General features: G+C 73.6%; 11 protein-coding genes. 5 read left to right on the top strand and 6 right to left on the bottom strand.

The genetic code is table 11. The features are described from left to right. Nucleotides 1-72: 72 nt before the first annotated feature. On the bottom strand, nucleotides 73-1,149 hold the full coding sequence (nudC, locus tag MOPEL_RS07690; protein ID WP_009482312.1) for an NAD(+) diphosphatase: 1,077 nt from the start codon (nucleotides 1,147-1,149) through the stop codon (nucleotides 73-75). A gap of 82 nt (nucleotides 1,150-1,231) precedes the next feature. On the opposite strand from nudC, the gene MOPEL_RS07685 reads away from it, so the two are divergent. Next, nucleotides 1,232-2,422, top strand: a complete 1,191-nt coding sequence (locus tag MOPEL_RS07685) for a phosphotransferase (protein ID WP_141631240.1) — start codon at nucleotides 1,232-1,234, stop codon at nucleotides 2,420-2,422. Between the two features lie 164 nt (nucleotides 2,423-2,586). Here the strand turns inward: MOPEL_RS07685 and MOPEL_RS15920 are convergent, their stop codons facing one another. After that, nucleotides 2,587-6,522, bottom strand: coding sequence for an ATP-dependent DNA helicase (locus MOPEL_RS15920; protein ID WP_009482310.1), 3,936 nt, complete (start codon nucleotides 6,520-6,522; stop codon nucleotides 2,587-2,589). Continuing rightward, nucleotides 6,519-10,715, bottom strand: coding sequence for a UrvD/REP family ATP-dependent DNA helicase (locus MOPEL_RS15915; RefSeq protein WP_083841789.1), 4,197 nt, complete (start codon nucleotides 10,713-10,715; stop codon nucleotides 6,519-6,521). The genes MOPEL_RS15920 and MOPEL_RS15915 overlap by 4 nt, the downstream gene beginning before the upstream one ends. A gap of 451 nt (nucleotides 10,716-11,166) precedes the next feature. On the opposite strand from MOPEL_RS15915, the gene MOPEL_RS07665 reads away from it, so the two are divergent. The 3 genes from MOPEL_RS07665 (at nucleotide 11,167) to MOPEL_RS07655 (ending at nucleotide 14,069) form a co-directional block, all read left to right on the top strand. After that, the gene (locus MOPEL_RS07665) at nucleotides 11,167-11,814 is read left to right on the top strand and encodes a TetR/AcrR family transcriptional regulator (RefSeq protein WP_009482308.1); all 648 of its coding nucleotides are present in this window, start codon (nucleotides 11,167-11,169) and stop codon (nucleotides 11,812-11,814) included. Nucleotides 11,815-11,968: 154 nt separating this feature from the next. Next, a complete protein-coding gene (locus tag MOPEL_RS07660) occupies nucleotides 11,969-12,193 on the top strand; it encodes a DUF3107 domain-containing protein (protein ID WP_009482307.1) in 225 nt (74 codons plus the stop codon). A gap of 241 nt (nucleotides 12,194-12,434) precedes the next feature. Continuing rightward, nucleotides 12,435-14,069 (top strand): DEAD/DEAH box helicase, encoded by a 1,635-nt coding sequence (locus tag MOPEL_RS07655; RefSeq protein WP_009482306.1) that lies wholly within the window; start codon nucleotides 12,435-12,437, stop codon nucleotides 14,067-14,069. A 577-nt stretch (nucleotides 14,070-14,646) separates the two neighbouring features. On the opposite strand, the gene MOPEL_RS07645 is transcribed toward MOPEL_RS07655, so the two are convergent. Beyond that, nucleotides 14,647-15,492 (bottom strand): PHP domain-containing protein, encoded by an 846-nt coding sequence (locus MOPEL_RS07645; protein WP_009482305.1) that lies wholly within the window; start codon nucleotides 15,490-15,492, stop codon nucleotides 14,647-14,649. A gap of 138 nt (nucleotides 15,493-15,630) precedes the next feature. Then, the gene (locus MOPEL_RS07640) at nucleotides 15,631-16,707 is read right to left on the bottom strand and encodes a MaoC family dehydratase (RefSeq protein WP_009482304.1); all 1,077 of its coding nucleotides are present in this window, start codon (nucleotides 16,705-16,707) and stop codon (nucleotides 15,631-15,633) included. A 277-nt stretch (nucleotides 16,708-16,984) separates the two neighbouring features. On the opposite strand from MOPEL_RS07640, the gene lpdA reads away from it, so the two are divergent. Continuing rightward, the gene (lpdA, locus tag MOPEL_RS07635) at nucleotides 16,985-18,379 is read left to right on the top strand and encodes a dihydrolipoyl dehydrogenase (RefSeq protein WP_009482303.1); all 1,395 of its coding nucleotides are present in this window, start codon (nucleotides 16,985-16,987) and stop codon (nucleotides 18,377-18,379) included. A gap of 107 nt (nucleotides 18,380-18,486) precedes the next feature. On the opposite strand, the gene MOPEL_RS07630 is transcribed toward lpdA, so the two are convergent. Continuing rightward, a complete protein-coding gene (locus tag MOPEL_RS07630) occupies nucleotides 18,487-20,082 on the bottom strand; it encodes a threonine/serine exporter family protein (RefSeq protein WP_009482302.1) in 1,596 nt (531 codons plus the stop codon). Nucleotides 20,083-20,084 lie beyond the last annotated feature (2 nt).

The following is a 20,084-nucleotide window of genomic DNA, read 5'->3' as shown; positions in this document are numbered from 1 at the left end:
CGGGCGGCCGTCGTCCGCCCGGCCGGGGTCGCGTCCCGCGCGGCCCCGACCCTCGTGAGCCGCACGGCTCACTCACGAGGGGCGGGCCCAGGCCTCGCCGCCGAGTTCGTCGACCCCGGGCACGAAGAGGCGCTCGCCGTACCAGTCCTCGACGAGTCGTCGGGCGATCGACATCCGTCCCGGTAGAAGCAGGGTGCCCGCCTCGACCCCGGCCCGCACCTCCTCACGGGTGTACCACTCGGCCTCGGCGATCTCCCCCGGGTCGCGTTCCAGCGCCGTGCCGTCGGCCCAGCCGGCGAACCCGAGCATGAGGGACGCCGGGAACGGCCACGGCTGGCTCGCGACGTACTCCGTGCGCACGACCCGCAGGCCGACCTCCTCGGCGACCTCGCGCCGCACCGCGTCCTCGAGGGACTCCCCCGGCTCGACGAACCCCGCGAGCACGGAGCGACGGCCCTCCGGCCACATCGGCGACCGGGCGAGGAGGAGACGGTCCTCGGCGTCGCGGATGCCCATGATGACGGCGGGATCGGTGCGGGGGTAGCTCTCCCGCTCCTCCTTCTCACAGACGCGCATCCAGCCCGCCGACGCGACGCGCGTCGGTGATCCGCAGCGCGAGCAGAACCGGTGCGTGCGGTGCCACAGGACGAGCCCCTGCGCCGTCATCCACCAGGCGACGTCGGTGGCGTCCATCCACGGCCCGACCTCGCGCAGCGCCCGCCACGCGACCGTCGCGCCGTCCTCGTCCGTGATGTCGTCCGTGATGTCGTCCGTGGTGTCGTCCGTGGCGACTCGCCCGCCGGGGGCGTCGTCACCGGTCGGAGGCGCGGGCCGCACGACGGCGACGAGATCGGCGCCGCGCCCTGCATGCACCCCTGGGGTGCCGCCCGACGGGTCCTGCCCCGGCGCCCGACCGAGGAGGACGACGAGCTCTGCCCCGGCGTCCTCCGGCCGAGGCGCACGCCACCGCAGCACCGGACCGGATCCGTCCCGGGCGACCTCGACGGGGCCCTTGTCGCCGATAATCTCGAGCACCCGGGTGCCGGGATCCGCGAGCGCGGCCGACGCGTCCCATGCGGCACGCTCCAGCCCCACCCGCTCCTGGATCGTGCCCGTACTGCCCTGACCGCCGGTCGGTTCGATGCTCATGGACCCACCGTAGGGGCGCACCCGTGACGCGCCCACGAGGAGGGGGCCTCTCCCCGCGGCCGGCGCGGGCTACCGTGTGCGGGTGAACAACACCCCCCACCACCTCGCCGCCCTCGCCGACGCCGCCGTGCCCGGCCTCAGGCCCGTGGATCTGCACATGGTGGCGGAGAACATCGGCGAACGGTTCCACGTCGGGTTCGTCGTCGACGACGAGGAACGCGCCTGGGTGGTCCGTCTCCCCGCCGACCGCGTGTCCGCCGCCCTCCAGGAGGCGTCGATCCCGTTCCTCCTCGAGGTCGGACGGCACCTCCCCTTCGACGTGCCGCAGCCCGCGGGGACCGCGGCGCTCGGGGACGGCCGCCCCGCGATGGTGTACCCCTACCTCTACGGCCGGATCGTCGACTTCGCGCTCCTGCCGCCCGGCCCCGGCATCGCCACGGGCATCGGGGCCGCCCTCGCGGCGCTCCACGACGTCCCCGTCGGCGCGCTCGACGACACGGGCGTGCCGGTTTACGACGCGCAGGAGTGCCGCCACCGACTCGTGAGCGACGTCGACCGCGGCGCCCGCACCGGCCTCGTCCCCACCCAGCTTCTCACCCGATGGGAGCGCACCCTCGACGACGCGTCGTGGTGGGACTTCACGACCGTCCCCGTGCACGGGTACCTCTCCAACGCGCACCTGCTCACCGACTTCCCCACCGAGGACACGAGCTCCGGACGGGTGTCGGCGATCGTGAGCTGGGAGGGCGCGAAGATCGGCGACCCCGCCGAGGACCTCGCCGCCATCGCCCGCTCGGCACCGCCGGAGGCCGTCGACACCGTGTTCGGCGCCTACGCGCAGCACCGTCGTGGCACCGTCGACCCCCACCTGCGGGAACGGGCGCGGCTCCTCGGCGAACTCCGCCTCCTCAGCCGTCTCCTCGCCGCGCACAGCAGCGGCGACGAACCGGCGGTGGCCCACGTCGTCCGCACGATGCGGCGCCTCGTCGACCTCCTCGCCGACGACACCCTCGCCCCCTCGACGTCGACGGTCCGCACCGCGGTGCCGGTGACGTTCGAGGATGAGCCGGTGGACGAGGACTGGTATTCCTCCGGCGCCACCCTGCCGGGCGGGAACCCCCGCATCGACGTCACCGGCGCCGGCTCGGACGCCGAGGACGGCGGCCGTTCCTCGACCGGGGAGACGACGTACGCCGGGGCCGTGCCCGAGGAGACTCCGCACGGCTCCGGCGGCGACGGCGACCTGCGCGGCCCCGACACGTACCGCGGCTGAGTCGACCCGCGTCCGACGGGGACGACCGGCGCCACCCCGACACGCGCCGCCGCCGAACCGGCGTGTGTCGACCCCGAGCGACTGACGCAGGCCCGACCCGTGCGGCGGCCGAGCCGCCGCGCGTCGCGCGTGACCGATCCGGACGACGCCGGCCGATCCGCGTCTCACGGTCTCCGGTCGTCGTCTCCGCTCGCACCGTCCTCGCCCTGCGGGGAGTCGGTGAGGCTCGCGACGAACGCGGCGAGCGCGGACTCCTCGGGCAGGGTCGGGTAGACGGTCGTGCCCGTGGACGCGTAGTAGAACGCGGCGTCGACGTCGTCGGGCGACAGCCCCTTCCACCGCGCGTAGGCGAGCCGGTAGACGGCGAGCTGGACGCTGCGCTCTGCGAGGCGCGACGGGGAGGGCGGCGAGCCCGTCTTCCAGTCGACGATCGTCACCCCGCCGTCGCGGCGGGGGAACACGGCGTCGATGCGGCCACGCACCGGGACGCCGTCGATGACGGTCTCGAGCGCGACCTCGACCTCGATCGGCGTCGCCTCGGCCCACGGGCTCTCGAGGAAGAGCTGCCGCGCCCGGTCCAGGTCGGGGATCTCGCCGACGTCGTCGGCGTACCCCTCGAGGTCGAGGTCGTCGACGAGACTCGCCCGCCGGTAGTGCTGTTCGATCCACGAGTGGAACGCCGTGCCGAGTCGCGCCGCCGTGGCGGGTGGACTTGGCATCGGTCGACGCAGCCTGTCGGCGAAACCTTGTGCGTCGGAACGTAGTTCGACGAGCGCGGAGGTCGACAGGTGCCCGGGGAGACGGACGGCTCGGGCGCGCTCGACGGTGGCGGCACGCTCGGCGAGGAGGAGGTCTGTGAGTTCGACGAGCCGGCGGAGCTCGTCGCGTTCGGCGTCGTCGACGAGTGCGAGGAGCCGTTCGAGTTCTTCGCGCTCCTCCGACGCCACGCGGGCGTGGTCGGCGCCGGCCGTGGCCTCCTCACCGGCGAGGTCGACCCAGGTCGCCGCGACCCGCTCGGCCCGGTCCCGAGGGTCGTCGCGGACGAGTGGCCAACGCCCGGCGGGGGTGTCGGCGAGCGCCGGATTCGTCGCGTCCGGCTCGGGGTCGGGCTCCCACGTGAGCGTCGTGACGACGCCGGGGAGGTCGCGGAGCTCGGTGACGAACCGCGAGGTGACACGCGGCTTCTCCCCGTCGAGCCAGACGCTCGCCGAGAGGAGGAGACGGTGGCGGGCGCGGGTGAACGCCACGTAGGCGAGCCGGCGTTCCTCGTCGAGGGCGTGGCTCCCGCCCTCCGCGGCGAACGTCTTGACGGCGGCGGCGAGCTCGGTGAGGTCCTCGACCTCGTCCCAGGGCAGGCGCGGGAGCCCTTCGCGGTCGCCCCGCAGGTCGTACGGGATCGACCCGAGGCCGGTGATCCACCCCTTCGACGTCGGCGCGGGCAGCCCGCCGTCCGGCGGCGCACCGTAGGTGCGGTGGGAGGGGAACGCCGCCTCGACGAGGCCGGGCACGGCGACGACGTCCCACTCGAGGCCCTTGGCGGCATGGACGGTGAGGATCTGCACGGCACCCTCGGTGACGTGCGACGCCGGGGAGTCGAGACCGCGTTCCTCCTCGCGGGCCGCGTCGAGCCAGTCGAGGAACCCGCCGAGGGTGGGGCGGTCCGCGCCGAGGGCGAACCCGGCGGCGGCGTCCACGAAGGCGTCGAGGTGGCGCCGGGCCGTCTCGGGAAGGGTGTCGAGGGAGGCGCTCACCTCGACGTCGACGCCGAGGGTACGTTCGGCGAGGACGACGAGCTCGGGCAGAGGGTGCCCGACTGCGGCTCGGACCGTCGCGAGGGCCGCCGACAACCGCTGCAGACGTTCCACGGCGACTGCGGAGAGCCGCTCGCCCTGACCCCCCTGCCACCCCGGCGGGGGAAGGGCGTCGACGGCCTCGGCGAGACTCGGCCGGTCCGTGTCGTCGTCCACGGCCGTGGCCTGCGCGGAGCGGTCCGCGCCGGGGGCGCCCGACGCGGAGACGGACACAGCACCCGGCCCGTCGTCCCGATGCCGGTGGAGGTATCTCGACCACGCGCCGAGGGCGTCGAGGTCTGCGGCTCCGAGACGCACGGAGGGACCGACGAGGAGCCGCATGAGGGCGTCGCCGCGCGTCGGGTCGTGAACGACCCGCAGGAGCGAGACGACGTCACTCACCTCCGGGCGGGTGAGCAGGCCCCCGAGGCCGACGACCTCGACGGGGATCCCCCTCGCCCCGAGCGCGTCGGCGACGGCGGCGAACTGGGCCCGGCGACGGCACAGCACGGCGGCCGAGACACCGCTGTGTCGTCGTCCCCCGCCGGGCGTCCACCACTGCGACGCGATCCAGTCGGCGACGTAGTCCGCCTCGTCCGTGGCCGTCGCGAGGCGCGCCGCCTCGACGAGGCCCGTCCCCGCGACCGGGGACGGCCGCAACTCCCGGACGGGCACCGGGCTCGCCGCCGAGAGCGGCGCGGCCGTGGCGTTCGCGACGGCGAGGACGGCGACGTCGTTGCGCCAGCTCGTCGACAGGGGCAGCACCGGCGGGACGAGCGGCGCGGCGGTTCGACGCCCGTCGACGGCGCCGACGCCGACGGTGGCGGAAACGCACGCGCCGTCGACGTCGGGCCCGTCCGGCAGAGGAAGGCCCGCCGCGGTCACGGCGTCCCGCCCGAGGGGGTCCTGCTCCGACGACGTCTCGTGCCCCTCCCCCGTCCCATGCCGGTCGGGAACGGCTGCAGTGGATGCCGCGTCGGCGGCGGCTGCCGCGTCGGTCGTGGACCCGGTGGCCGAGGGAGTTGCCGCGGCCCTCCCGACCGCGGTCGGTTCGGACGGCGTCCGCCCACCGTCCGCTCCCTCGGGCGCGGCTCCCGGAGCGGAGACGTCGAGGGGGGCGTCGACGGCGAGGGAGCCGGCGGGGACGGTGAACCGCTGGGGGAAGGCGGCGAGCGTCGTCGAGCTCGCGCCCCGCCAGCCGTAGATCGACTGGTGCGGGTCCCCGACGGCGGTGACCGAGCGGGTCGCCCCGGCGCGCGGATCGGCGAACAGGGCGTGGAGGAGGCGCATCTGGGCCTCGCTCGTGTCCTGGAACTCGTCGAGGAGGACGACGGAGTACCGGTCCCGTTCGGCGCGGGCGACACCGGGGTCGAGCTCGGCGAGGGTCGCGGCGAGCGCCATCTGGTCGGCGAAGTCGAGGGCCTCAGCGCGGCTCTTCGTGCGGGCGTACGCCTCGAGGAGGGGCAGCACCCGGCGCTGTGCGTGGACGTGGGCGAGGAGCTCCTTGACCGGGGCGGGCATGCCCTTGAACCGGCCCGACCCCTGGGGCAGACCGGCGACGTGCGTGTCGAGCCGTTCGAGGTGGGCCGCGAGATCCTCGACGGTGCAGAGGTGTTCGGCGAGCTGCCCGGCGAGGTCGCGCACGGCCGCGGTGACGGTGGATTCGGCCTTGTCGACCTCCGTCATCGGCCCGTCGTAGCGGACGACGATCTCGTGGGCGTACTGCCAGGCGGCCGCCTCCGTGAGGAGCCGCGCGTCGGGTTCGATGCCGAGGCGGAGTCCGTGCTCGCGGACGATCGTGCCCGCGTAGGAGTGATAGGTGGCGACGGTGGGGAGGGCGTCGGCCTCGAGGACGGCCGCGGAGGTGACGTCGGCGGCCGGGGGAGCCTCCGGCGAGGACGGTTGCGTCCAGAGACCGGTCGCGGCGAGCCGGCGCAGACGTCCGCCGATGCGGTCGGCGAGTTCGCCGGCGGCCTTGCGGGTGAACGTGAGTCCGAGGATGCGTTCGGGGGCGACGAGTCCATTGGCGACGAGCCAGACGACGCGCCCGGACATCGTCTCGGTCTTGCCCGAGCCGGCACCCGCGACGACGAGCATCGACGTCGGCGGCGCCTCGATGACGGCGCGTTGCTCGGGCGTGGGGGTCGGTAGCGAAAGAGCGTGCGCGATGGCGACCGCGGAGTACCGCGCCGTGGGGGCGGCCTCCCGCGCGGGGGCCGGGGTCGTCGAGTCGTGTGCGTCTGCGGTGGCGGTTCCCGCGGCGGCACGGGGTCGGGCCGGGGAGGACCCCTCGGAGGTGGGCCGGGTCATCGGAGCATCTCTCCCTCGGGTTGGATCGGGCAGCTGAACCGCGATTCGCACACGCGACACCACGCGCCGGCGTTGGCGCGGAACGTCGCGCCGGCCATGCCCTCGGCCGTCGAGTCGAGGAGCTCGCGGGCCCAACCGGGGTCCTCCTGGGCGGCGAGGGGCTGCTGTTCCTGGAGCGCGCCCCGCACCCCGCCACCGCGACCGATCTGCATGAGGGCGGCTCCGGCGGAGTCGGTGCCGTGTTCGGCGAACGCGCCCTCCTCGACGGCGACCTGGTAGGCGCCGAGCTGGGGATGGGTCGGCAGATCGGCGGCCGGCGGCTTGCTCGATCCCGTCTTGAGGTCGACGACCCGGAGCCGCCCCTCCGCGTCGCGTTCGAGGCGGTCGACCCGACCCCGGACGACGGCGCGGCCGAGGGGGACCTCGACGTCGATCTCGGTGCCGACGACCTCCCACCCGGCGGCGAGGGCGGCGCGGTGCTGGCGGTGGAGACGGTCGATCATCGCGACGGCCTCCTCGTGGCGGCGGCGGGAGAGCCACCCCGGCGGGAGGTCGAGTTCGGGCCATCGACGCTCGAGTTCGGCGAGGAGTGCTGCGTGGTCGCCGTTGTCGGTGGTGGCGGCGATGTCGTGCACGAGCGTGCCGATGGTGGAGGCGACCGTGCCCTCCCCCGCCTGGCCGCCGGAACCGGCGAGGAGCCACCGGAGCTCGCACCGGGCGAACGCCTCGACCTTGGAGGGGGACACGGCGACGCGGTCGTCGTCGGCGCGTCGGGGGCGGTCGTCGCTCACGTCGCGCAGCCCCCACCAGTCGTCGGGGTCGGCGCCAGCGACGCCGGAGTCCGCGAGGCGGGCGAGGAGTCGGGCGGCCACCCGGTCGGCCGGTCGCGCAACCTCCCGGGGAGGTTCGTGCGCGTCCGCGGCGTCGGGGCGTTCCCCTGCCGACGCCGGGGTGGGGAGCGTGGCGAGGGCACCGCCGGTGACACGGCGGCGCAGCGTCGCGACGAGATCCGACGCCGTCATCGGGGGCGGCGGCGTCGCGAACGGGCGCGCCTCCTCGAGGGGGTCGACGAGGTCGAGGAACGGCGAGGGCGTCTCCTCGTCGTTGCGGACCGCCGTGCACAGGAGGCGGTCGCGGGTGCGGCTCACGGCGACGAGGAGGAGACGCGTCTCGTCGGAACGGATGGCGCTGCGCGCGCCCTGCGGCGTGAGACCGCGGCCGGTGAGGGTGTCGACGAGGGCGGCGGAGCCGAGGACCGATCCCCGCAGGCGGAGGTCGGGCCACACACCCTCCTGGAGGCCGGCGACGACGACGAGGTCCCACTCGGAACCTGCCGCGCCCGCGGGGGTCGTGAGCGTGACGCACTCGTCGGCGGGGGCACGCGCGACGAGGGTGTCACCTGCGACGTCCTGGCCGCGGACGTGTTCGAGGAACCCGTCGGGTCCCCGGAGGGGCAGCCGGTCGACGTAGCGGGCGGCGGCGTCCATGAGGGCGACGACGGCGTCGAGGTCGCGGTCGGCACGTTGGCTGCCCGCGAGCGCGGCGCGACGCCACGGCTCGGCGAGGCCGCCGGCCTCCCACATCGCCCACAGCACGGTCTCCGCGGTGACGCCCGGAGCCCACCCGTCGTGGTGACGGGAGGCCGCGGCGACACCTGCGGCGAGGACGCGTCGGATCCGCCGGAGCCCGGCGGCCGGGGCCTGGGCGTCGACGTGGTCGATGACGGGGTCCCCGGTCACCGCGGCGACGAGGAGTTCGTCGGTGCTGCGTATCCTCGGGGGCACGACGAAGGGGAACGGTGCCGCCGACGCCGACGGGTCCGCGGCGGACGTGCGCGCGTCGGCGTGAGGCGTGGCGGAGCGGGGCGCGCGGAACTCCGCGTCGCCGGTCGCGGAGGCCCCCGGGCCCGCAGGCTCGTCCGCCCCCGCGTGGGGGACGGCGCCCCCCTCGAGTGGGGAGCACACGGTGGAGGTCGTGCCGGAGGACGTGTCGGACGAGGTCGCCGCGGGGCCACCGAGGTCGGACGCCGACGTCGTGACGGACTGGGGCGCGGGCGCCGAGGACGCCGGGTCGGATCCCTCCGGAAGGACGGACTCGGACTCGAGGCGGCGCACCTCGGCCTGGCGCAATGCGCGGAGCAGGCGTCGGACGGCGAGGGAGTCGCTGCCGCCGAGGGGCGAGGCGAGCAGGTCGAGGACGGTCTCGGCGTCGAGTCCGGTCTCTCCTGCTCCCGCCACGGCCGGGGGCCTCGCCCCGTCGTCCGTGGCGCCCGCCGTCGCCCGTGCGAGCGCGATAGCGAAGCTGGTGAGGAGCGGACGGACGGCGGGCTCCTCGCGCAGCGGCACCCGGGCGCCGGGGACGTCGACGGGGATGCCGTCACCGGCGAGGACGCGCCGCATCGTCGCGCTGCGCCCGGCGCCGCGGACGACGACCGCCATTCGCGAGTACGGCATCCCGTCGACGAGGTGCGCCTGGCGCAGTCGTGCGGCGACGTAGCGGGCCTCGGCCACCGCGGTCGCGAGGACGGCGACCTCGACGTCGCCCTCCGTCGGGGTCTCCCCCTCGGCGGTGGCGTTCGGCGAGGGACCCACGTCGGTCGCGGTGGCCGGGTCCGGTGAGGCGTGTGCAGAGTCCCCCGGCGGTCCCGCGGACGTGGCGGAGATGTCGGCGGACGGGACCCCCGAGCCGACGGAACCGACGGAACCGCCGGGGCCGACGGGCGCGCCGCCCTCGCCCGCCCGATCCGTCGGCGGGGTGACGGGGGCACCGTCGGCCGGACCGGCGGGGCCCGTCACGGCGTCGGCGTCGGCGTCGGCGTCGTCAGACCAGTCGAAGAGGGTCGCCTGCTCCGGGACGGACGTGCGCGCCGCATTGGCTCGACCCCGTGCTGCGGCGAGACTCGTGACGGATCGTCGTGCGGCGACACCCCCGTCGTGTCCCGGCGCCTCGGTGCCCGCGGCGACTCCCGTGGCCGCGTCGCTTCCACCCGCGTCGGCCGGAAGCGGTGCGGACCCCGGCGAGGACGGCGGGGAGACGAGGCCGACGACGCCACCGTCCCCCAGGGGCCGCCCCAGACGATGGGCCACCGAGCCGACGGAGCCGACACGTTCGGCGACGCGTGACACGACTTCACCGACCCGCGCGGGCAGACGCCAGGAGCGCTCGAGCACGCAGGTGACGGTCGCGGGCTCGGACATCATGAGGCGCGGGTCGGCACCACGGAAGGTCTGGGTGGCCACATCGGGGTCGCCGACGAGGACGACCTCGCCGACGGGGCTGCGGAGGAGCGCGAGCAGACGCGCGGCGGGCGCGGTGAGCTCCTGCGCGTCGTCGACGACGACGACACGCACCTCGTCGTGGACCCGGGCCCGCACGGCCGGGTCGTCCTCGAGGAGGTCGGCGGCGGCCGTGAGGATCCACGCCGGGTCGTAACCGCCCGGGGAGGAGAGGGCGGTGACCTCGTCGTACTCGGCGAGCACCTGCGCCGCCGCGCCCCACACGTCGTTGCCCTCCCGAGCGGCGAGCGCGGCGAACCCCTCGGCGTCGAGCCCGTACTCGACGGCCCGCATGAGGAGGTCGCGCAGTTCGGCCCGGAAGCCGCGGGTGCGGGTGGCCTCGGCAAGCGCCGCCGGCCAGTCGGGTCGACGCCCGAACCCACTCTCGTGACCGGCGAGGAGCTCCCGCAGGACGACGTCCTGCTCGGGGCCGCTGAGGAGGCGCGGCGTGGGCTCACCCCGCTCGGCCGCGTCACGGCGGAGGAGCCCGAAGGCGAAGGCCTGCACGCTGCACACGAGCGGGGAGGCGGTGGTCGCGGCGAGCTCGGCGGTGAGGCCGTGCCGGAGGCGCGCCGCGGCGACGCGCGTGGGCGCGAGGACGAGCGTCTCGTGGGGCCGAACCTCCCCCGATCGCACTCGGTCGAGCACGGCGTGGACCGCCACCGTCGTCTTGCCCGTGCCGGGGGCGCCGAACGCCCGCACGAGCGACCCGCGCGCCCGCACGGCCCGACGCTGGGAGGCGTCGAGACGTTCGACCGGGACCACCCGTGTCGACCGGTCGCGGAGGAACCGTGGTCGTCCGCCCCGCGCCGCCCGCACCCCGCCGTCGACGCGGGCACCCTGGGACTCCCCCCGGGTCGGGGCGGCACCGGCGGCGAGCACGTCTCGGGCGTCCTCTGGGCGGGGTGTCGCGCTCATGACGCCATTGGACCAGAGGCCACCGACAACCGTTCGCCTCCGCCACCGACGGTCGTCGACGGTGGACCCTGCGCCCGTCACGACGCACCCGGGACGGCGCCGACGACACCCCCGAGGGGACGGGAACCGACGACCGCGCCCCGTCACCCGGGACCCGTGGACGGCCGGGAGGGAAGCACGGCACCCCGACGAGCCGAGGATGCGGGACTCCCACGGACGCAGCGGATCCCGATCGAGCCACGCCGCCGCCGGGCCCCGAGTCGCGCCTCTCCGCACGCGAGGAGGGAAACGTCCTGCGGGTCGACGGTGCGTCGACGCGGAGCCCGCCGGAGCCCGCCGGAGCCGTCCTGCCCGGTGTGCCGTGGGGAGCGCGGAGGCGCGACTAGGATGCCTGTTCTCGGCGTCGACCGATCGCGCGAGCACCTCTACCCCGGAAGGAGCCGGATCGATCGTGGTCACGACCCCCGGTGGAACCCCCAGCGTGCCGCGCGGCACCCGTCTGCCCCGCGAGGAGCGTCGGACGCAGCTCCTCGCGGCCGCGCAGGCGGTCTTCGTCGAGTCCGGGTACCACGCCGCCGGCATGGACGAGATCGCCGACCGGGCCGGGGTGTCCAAGCCGGTCCTCTACCAGCACTTCCCGGGCAAGCTCGAGCTGTACCTCGCGCTGCTCGACGCGGCCTGCGAGCAGCTCCTGGACTCGGTGCAGGCGGCGTTGAGGTCGACGAGCGACAACGAGCAGCGGGTCGTCGCGACGATGGAGGCCTACCTCGGGTTCGTCGCCCGCAACGGCGGCACCTACCGGCTCGTCTTCGAGTCGGACCTCCGGCAGGAGGCGCAGGTCGCCGATCGCGTCCGCACCGTCGAGCGGGTGTCGGCCAAGGCGGTCGGTGACCTCGTCGTCGACCAGACGGGTCTCTCGGAGTCCGAGGCGGGCCTCGTCGCCACGGGCGTCGTCGGCATGGCGCAGACCGCGGCCCGGCGCTGGGTCCGACAGGGCTCCCAGATCCCCCTCGAGCAGGCCGCGCGGCTCCTCGCCGAGGTCGTGTGGCGCGGCATCCGCAGCTTCCCCGTCGTCGACGGCGTCGCCCAGACCCGCTGACCCGTCGGGGGCGGCGCCACGGCCCCCACGCGTGCGAGGCGGGAAGAACGGCCCGTCCCCCGTGGTTAACCTGGACGAGAACCCGATCGTGCCCGCCGGGCGCGGTCGTCCCGCTCGCGTCGCCTCACCGCGGCGCCTCCCGAAAGGAGACCTCGTGGAGGTCAAGATCGGTGTGCAGAACACGAGCCGCGAGATCACCATCGAGTCCGACGAGTCGCCGGAGGAGATCGAGAGCACGGTGACCGCCGCCTTCACGAACTCCACCCCGCTCCGCCTCGTCGATTCCAAGGGCAGTGTGGTGCTCGTCCCGAGTGCCGCCCTCGCCTACGTCGAGATCGGCGCTCCCCGTCGCGGCGGTGTCGGTTTCGGGATGCTCTGATCCACCCGGTGCCGCCCACGGCCCGGTCGCCTCCGCGCAGCCGGGCCGTGGCGCGTCTGGGGCGGATGTGCCCCGGAGGTAGACTGCGGGTGACCATCCCGGTGCCCGGTCGGCACGAACGTGACCACGACGGCGGTTCGACTCCGCCTCCTGCGCCCCCTCGCGGCGCCATGAATGACCTCCGATCGGCCCGACACCCACCCGTGTGCGCCCTGCGCCGCAGGCCGATCGAAGGATCTCCATGACCAGGAACGACCCCGCTCTCACCGCCCCGCCCGTCTCGGACGCCGTCGTCGAACCGACGATCGACGCGTCGGCCCAGGCCGCGGGCGCCGACACCACGATCGAGGCCCACCCCGAGGCCGTCGTCGAGAAGACGTTCGCCGACTTCGACGTCCACCCCGACATCGTCGCGGCCCTCGCGGACGCCGGCATCGTCACGCCGTTCCCGATCCAGGCGATGACCCTGCCGGTCGCGCTCGGCGGGTACGACATCATCGGGCAGGCCAAGACGGGTACGGGCAAGACGCTCGGCTTCGGCGTGCCTCTCCTGGACCGCGTCGTCGCCCCCGGTGACGAGGGGTTCGAGGACCTGCCGCACCCGGGTCGCCCGCAGGGCCTCGTCGTCGCTCCGACGCGTGAGCTCGCGAACCAGGTCGCCGGTGACCTCACCCGTGCCGCCTCGCGTCGCGGCATCCGCGTGACGACGATCTACGGCGGCCGCGCGTTCGAGCCGCAGATCGAGGCCCTCCAGAAGGGCGTCGAGGTCGTCGTCGGCACCCCCGGTCGCCTCATCGACCTCATGCAGCAGGGTCACCTCAATCTGCACGCCATCCGCACGCTCGTTCTCGACGAGGCCGACGAGATGCTCGACCTGGGATTCCTCCCCGACGTCGAGAAGCTCCTCGCGCAGACGCCGGCGTCGCGTCAGACGATGCTCTTCTCCGCGACGATGCCGGGCGCCGTCGTCACCCTCGCCCGCCGCTACATGACGCGCCCGACGCACATCCGAGCCATCAGCGACGACGACGAGGGTCAGACGGTCGCCGCGATCGACCAGTACGTCTACCGCGCGCACGCGATGGACAAGGTCGAGATGGTCGCCCGCATCCTCCAGGCGGAGGGCCGCGGCCTCACGATCATCTTCAGCCGCACGAAGCGCACGGCCGCGAAGGTCGCCGACGAGCTCGCCGACCGTGGCTTCGCCGCTGCGAGCATCCACGGCGACCTCGGCCAGGGCGCCCGTGAGCAGGCGCTGCGGGCGTTCCGCAACGGCAAGGTCGACATCCTCGTGGCCACCGACGTCGCGGCCCGCGGTATCGACGTCGAGAACGTCACGCACGTCATCAACTACCAGTGCCCGGAGGACGAGAAGACGTACCTGCACCGCACCGGCCGCACCGGCCGCGCGGGTCACAAGGGCGTCGCGATCACGCTCGTCGACTGGGACGACATGCCGCGCTGGGGCCTCATCGACAAGGCCCTCGGCCTCGGCATCCCGCAGCCCGTCGAGACGTACTCGTCCTCGCCGCACCTCTACGAGGACCTCGGCATCGATCCCGAGGTCACCGGCCGCCTGCCCAAGTCGGCGCGGACGCGGGCCGGGCTCGAGGCCGAGAAGCTCGAGGACCTCGGTGAGACCGGCGCCTCGGCCGGCAAGGGTCGTGGTCGCGGTGGTCGTGGCCGTTCCGACTCCGGTCCCGACGGCCGTGGTGGCCGTGGTGGCCGAGGTGGCGATCGTGACGGCCGCGGTGGCCGCGGCGAGCGCTCCGACCGCGGGCGCGAGGCGCGCACCGAGGAGGCCGGCGACCGCCCGGCGCGGAGCCGCCGTCGTCGCCGCACCCACGGCGGATCCAGCGGCGCCTCGGCCGACTGACCGTTCGTCTTCGTCCGGCCTCGGGGGCCCTCCACACCGTGGACCGGCCCCCGTCGCCGTCCCGGCTGCGGGCCGTCGTCCGTGACGCCGCCGCGCCCTCTCGTGCCGCAGACCCCTGGCGCCGTCGACCCGCCGTCCCGCGGGCGGGACCTCGTGCCAGCCCGGGTGTGGAGCCGCGTCCGTATCGTGGATGGCTCGTCACGCCAGTTGGACGCTCGTCCGGTCGGGTCCTACTGTGACGTGGTCGCAGGGTTCCGGGGACCTGCGACGTCGGGGGTCACGACGTCCGGGGCTGCGACGTCCCGGGATCCGTGGAGCATCGGGGGTTCTGCACCGACGACCGACGACCGACGACCGGCCTCGACGCCGGCGTGATCCGTCGACGTCTGCGGCGCCCACGACGCACGTCCCCCTCCCGAGGACCGACGACCTGCCGCCCACCCCTTCGGGTGGCAGTTCGCCTCGGCGCGTCCCCGCGCGCCCACGCCCCGCACCGCGTCTCGTGGTGCGGGGCGTGCTCGTTCCCCGGGAGCTCCCCCCTCATCACTCCTTCCTCGACGGCGGAAGGGGCCGTCGCTCAGGGGCGCACGATGCCGCGGCTCGTCGGCTCGGCGAGGAGGGCGTCGAGCACGTCGGGGTGGGTCGTGCAAGCGGCGAGGCCCTGGGGTTTGCCGGTGCCGTGGTAGTCGCTGGAACCCGTGACGTGGAGCCCGAGATCGGCGGCGACGGCATGGGCCTTCGCCCGCTGGGCCTCGTCGTGATCGGGGTGATCGGCCTCGAGCGCGAACAGTCCCGCGCGGGTCATCTCCTCGATGACGGTGTCGGGCACGAGGCGCCCCCGCTTCGCCGCGAACGGGTGCGCCATGACGGGCACCCCCCCGGCCGCCCGCACCAGCCGCACGGCGTCGACGGGGTCGGGCGCGTAGTGCGTGACGTAGTAGGGCGATCCGGTGTGGAGGTAGGTCTCGAACGCAGCCGACCTGTCGGGGACGACCCCCCGGGCGACGAGGGCGTCGGCGATGTGCGGGCGACCCATGGTCGCCCCCTCCCCGACCTGCGCGACGACGTCGTCCCACGTGACCGGGACGTCGCGGGAGAGGAGGTCGACGATGCGTCGTGCACGCACGTCGCGGCTCTCACGGGCGGCGTCGAGCTCGGCCGCGAGGTCGGGGTCCGCCGGGTCGAGCAGATAGGCGAGGAGGTGCACGCTGATCCCGTCCCAGGAGCACGAGATCTCGATGCCCGGCAGCAACCCGACGCGGAGTCGCTCGGCGGCGTCGATGGCCTCACGCCACCCGGCGGCGGTGTCGTGGTCGGTGAGGGCGACGACGTCCAGCCCTGCCGCCTCGGCCTGCTCGACGAGTTGCGCGGGGGTGTCCGTGCCGTCGGAGACGAGGGTGTGGGCGTGAAGGTCGATGATCATCCACCCAGCCTACGGAGCGGCCGGACGGTCGCGTTCGGGACGTCCGGCCGTTCCGTCGTCGTTCGTCGCGTGGGGCGTGCGGGACCCGCCTCGGCCCCGCCGGGGACGACTCCAGAGGGCCCCGTCCCTCTCGCCCGGTCAGCGCGGCATGAGCACCGTGTAGTCGAGGTCGAGGACGACGTTCGGGAGGTACTTGCCAGCCTTCTCCCCCTCGGTCGCCGTGTAGGGGAACTCGCCGCAGGGCAGGTCCTTGGTCGCGACCGTACGCAGACGCAGCGCGCCGACGTCGTCGCGGCCGGGCATCTGTATCCGCTCGAGAACCTCCGACCAGGCGTGGATCGTGTCGCCCGCGAACGTCGGGTTGCAGTGGGATCCGGCGTTGATCGCGGCGATCGTGAACGCGTTGGCGAGGCCGTTGAACGAGAGCGCGCGGGCGAGGCTGATGATGTGGCCGCCGTAGACGAGGCGACGCCCGATCCTGCTGTCCTTCTGGGCGAACTGGTTGAAGTGCACCTTGGCGGTGTTCTGGTAGAGGCGCGTGGCGAGCATGTGATCGGACTCCTCGATCGTCATGCCGTCGACGTGGTCGATCTTCTCGCCGACCTCGTAGTCGCCCCAGAGGTAGGGGCTGCCGGAGAGCTCCACCATGCGGTCGTCGTAGCTGAGGCGGTCGACGGGGACGACGAGGTGCTCGGCGGCGACGGCGCCCGGCAGGTCGGGGATCTGCGCCTCGCCGATCTCGTCGGTGGCTGCGCGGCGGTTCACCATGACCCATCGGACGTACTCGACGACGGTCTCGCCGTCCTGGTTGACGCCGATGGAGCGGACGTACACGTTGCCGTTCTTGCCAGAGGAGTTCGGCTTGAGCCCGATGACCTCCGAGGTGGTGCTCACGGTGTCGCCCGGGTAGAGGGGCACCCCGAAGCGCCCGCCCGCGTAGCCGAGGTTGGCGACGGCGTTGAGCGAGATGTCGGGGACGGACTTGCCGAACACGAGGTGGAACGCGAGGAGCGCGTCGACCGGCATCCGCGGGTAGCCGAGGTCACGGGCGTAGGTCTCCGCGCTCGTCGCGGCGAACCGCGACCCGTAGAGGCCGGTGTACAGCGCGATGTCGCCCTCGGTGACGGTCCGCGGCGTCGCGTGGACGATGCGTTGCCCGATCTCGAAGTCCTCGTAGAAGTTTCCGGTCGCGTTCTTCGATGCCGTGTCGGCCACGTCGCCTCTCCGTCCTGTTCGGGGCCCGCGTGGGCTCGTCTCCTCGGCATCGTCGCATCCGGCGTCGCACGCCGGGGGCTCCGCGGCTGTGTCGCGCGCCTCACCGGCGGCCGGCGGCGGACACGGGGAGGCTCACGCTCGGAGCTGTCGCGGCGGCCCGCAGGGCACCCGTGGGGGGGGGTGGGACACGGCACGCGACGGCACCGCAGCGGCGAAGGCCGGTCAAGGCGCCGCATACCCGAAGCCGCGCCAGGGCGGTGCCGGTACGCTGACCCCCATGGCTGATCACTACGACGTCGTCGTCCTCGGTGCTGGTCCCGGTGGGTATGTCGCCGCCATCCGCGCCGCGCAACTCGGCAAGTCCGTTGCCGTCATCGAGAAGCAGTACTGGGGCGGGGTCTGCCTCAACGTCGGGTGCATCCCGAGCAAGGCGCTGCTCAAGAACGCCGAACTGGCGCACACCCTCACGCACGAGAAGAAGAAGTACGGCATCGAGGGCGACGCCACGATGTCCTACGGCCCGACGCACAAGCGCAGCCGCCAGGTGAGCGCGGGCATCGTCAAGGGCGTCCACTTCCTCATGAAGAAGAACAAGATCACCGAGATCGACGGGTGGGGCACCCTGCAGGGGGGCAACAAGATCGCCGTCGAGGGTGACAAGGGCACGACCGAGGTCACGTACGACGACCTCATCATCGCCACCGGCGCCACGGTGCGCACGATGGGCATCGAGCTCAGCGAGAACGTCGTGAGCTACGAGGAGCAGATCCTCGACGAGAACCTCCCCAAGAGCATCATCATCGGCGGCTCGGGCGCCATCGGTGTCGAGTTCGCCTACGTCATGGCGAACTTCGGCGTCGACGTGACGATCGTCGAGTTCGTCGACCGCATGGTGCCCACCGAGGATGCCGACGTGTCCAAGGAGCTCGCCAAGCACTACAAGCGTCTCGGCGTCAAGGTCATGACCGGCACGAAGGTCGAGTCCGTCGAGGACACCGGCTCGGGCGTCAAGGTCACCGTCTCCCCCGCTGCGGGCGGCGACAGCCAGGTGCTCGAGGCCGACCGCATGCTGTGCGCGTTCGGCTTCCAGCCCCGCACCGAGGGCTACGGCCTGGAGAACCTCGGCGTCGAACTCACCGAGCGTGGCGCGATCGAGGTCGACGACTACATGCGCACGAACGTCGAGCACGTCTACGCGATCGGTGACGTCACCGCCAAGCTCATGCTCGCGCACGTCGCCGAGGCGATGGGCATCGTCGCGGCCGAGACGATCGCCGGCGCCGAGACGATGCCGGTCGACTACGCGAACATCCCGCGCGCGACGTACTGCCACCCTCAGATCGCGTCGATGGGCATGAGCGAGCAGCAGGCCAAGGACGCCGGTCACGACGTCAAGGTCGCCTCGTTCCCGTTCACCGCGAACGGCAAGGCCCAGGGTCTCGGCGAGGGCGTCGGATTCGTCAAGGTCATCGCCGACTCGCAGTACAACGAGATCCTCGGCGTCTCGATGATTGGCCCCGACGTCACCGAGCTGCTCCCGGCGGTCAACGTCGCGAAGCAGTGGGACCTCACGGCCGACGAGGTCTCCCGGACCGTGTTCGCCCACCCGACGCTGGGCGAGGCGGTCAAGGAGGCCATGCACGGCATCGCGGGTCACATGATCAACTTCTGACGTTCGCACCTCCGTCGACGGCCCACCCGGGCGACCTCTTCAGGCCGCCCGGGGGCCGTCGACGTCCCACCCGGACACGGAGGACCTCGGTGTCCCCTTCCCGGTCCTCACTCGGCAGCGGCGGTGCTGCGGCGCAGCGCATACTCCTTCGCGCGGCCTTGACCGCCACGGCCCGACCGGGCGAGCTGGCGGCCGAAGTAGGAACCGAGGCTCACACCGCCCGCGATGGCGAGACCCGTGGCACCCGCGGAGAAGAGCAGGAACCCCCCGTCGGTCTCCGGCGTCGTCACCGGGGCCGGTTCGACGATGTAGTAGAGCCCGCGATAGACCATGCCGCCGGGGAGGAACGCGACGATCCCGGAGGTGCTGATCGCGAGGGAGGGGACCTTCGCGATCCACGCGGCCGGCTGGGAGAAGAGGCCCACGGCGAGACAGGCGAAGGCCGTCGACGGGATCGGGCCGAGGCCGGATCGGAGCAGCGCGACGTAGACGACCCACCCGAGCACCGCCATGAGGACCGACACGATGATCGTGCGGGAGCCTGCGTAGCAGCCGATGCCGAACGACAACGCGATGATCCCGACTGCGACGAGCTGGACGGCGAAGGAGGTCGCGAGGGCCGACTTGGGGATGAGGTAGGCGGGGACGCCGAGCCAGGAGGCGACGGTGATGGCCGAGAGGACACCGACGAGGATCCCGAGGGTGAGGGTGAACACCTCGAACGCGCGGGCGCCCGCCGTCACGTAGTACCCGTCGATCGCGTCCTGCGCGGCGCCGACGACGGACAGCCCGGCGAGGAGGACGACGATCCCCGTCGCGACGAGGACCGACGGTCTCATCGCGAGCGCGAACGGCATTCCGTGCCCCTGGGCCGCGACGATCGCCATCGCGACCGCGGTGGGGATCGCCCCGCCGAGCATCTGCCCGAAGAACGTCGCGAGTCGGCGGCGCCCCGCCCACAACATGGCCCTGTCGACGACACCGGAGATCACCGTCGCGAAGAGGATCTCGTAGAGGTGTCCGCCCATGAGTGCGGCGACGCCACCACCGAGGAGGAGGAAGGAGAACGTGATGACGCCCCGCCGGTACATATGGGGGCGCTTCATGATCTGCACGAACCGCTCCTGTGCCTCCTCGAGCGGCAACGCGTCGTCGGTGATCTCGCTGATGAGTTCGTGGGTGGCGGCGAGGCGTTCGTAGTCGGGCACGCGTGTCCGCACGATGCGGATCATCGTCACGGGATCCTCGAACGCACCCCGGTGGTGGGTGACGGCGATGGACGTGAACGTCACGTCGACGTGGACCGAGCGGAGGCCGTACGCGGCGGTGACGGCGAGGACGTAGGACGTGACGTCCGCCGCCGAGGCGCCCGTCGAGAGCGTCGACTCGGCGATCCGCATCGCGAGGTCGATCACAGTGCGGGAGCGTGCCTTCTCGATGCCGCCTTCGATCTCGCTGAGGTCGAGGCCCCACGTGGGAGCGTCCGCGGCCCGGACGGCGTTCTTCGCGATCCGGAGGATGGAGGACGCCTGCGGCACGCGCTGGAACGGTTTGCTCGTCGCGGTGTCCTTGACCGCCGAGTCGAGCAGTGCCTCGTCGACGACGGCGAAGACCTGGGACGGCGGGTCGTCGGTGACACCGACGAGTTCGGGGTTGACGTGCGGTTTCGACGTGGGCGGGGCGGCGGGGAACTCCTCGGTCACCC

This window comes from Mobilicoccus pelagius NBRC 104925 (assembly GCF_000247995.1).
Lineage (GTDB): Bacteria > Actinomycetota > Actinomycetes > Actinomycetales > Dermatophilaceae > Mobilicoccus > Mobilicoccus pelagius.
This window is presented reverse-complemented; position numbering and strand designations above follow the sequence as displayed.

Coding starts and splice junctions, on each gene's coding strand:
- nudC (WP_009482312.1), bottom strand. CDS start 1,149: ATGAGCATCGAACCGACCGGCGGTCAGGGCAGTACGGGCACGATCCAG.
- MOPEL_RS07645 (WP_009482305.1), bottom strand. CDS start 15,492: ATGATCATCGACCTTCACGCCCACACCCTCGTCTCCGACGGCACGGAC.
- MOPEL_RS15920 (WP_009482310.1), bottom strand. CDS start 6,522: ATGACCCGGCCCACCTCCGAGGGGTCCTCCCCGGCCCGACCCCGTGCC.
- MOPEL_RS15915 (WP_083841789.1), bottom strand. CDS start 10,715: ATGAGCGCGACACCCCGCCCAGAGGACGCCCGAGACGTGCTCGCCGCC.
- MOPEL_RS07655 (WP_009482306.1), top strand. CDS start 12,435: ATGACCAGGAACGACCCCGCTCTCACCGCCCCGCCCGTCTCGGACGCC.
- lpdA (WP_009482303.1), top strand. CDS start 16,985: ATGGCTGATCACTACGACGTCGTCGTCCTCGGTGCTGGTCCCGGTGGG.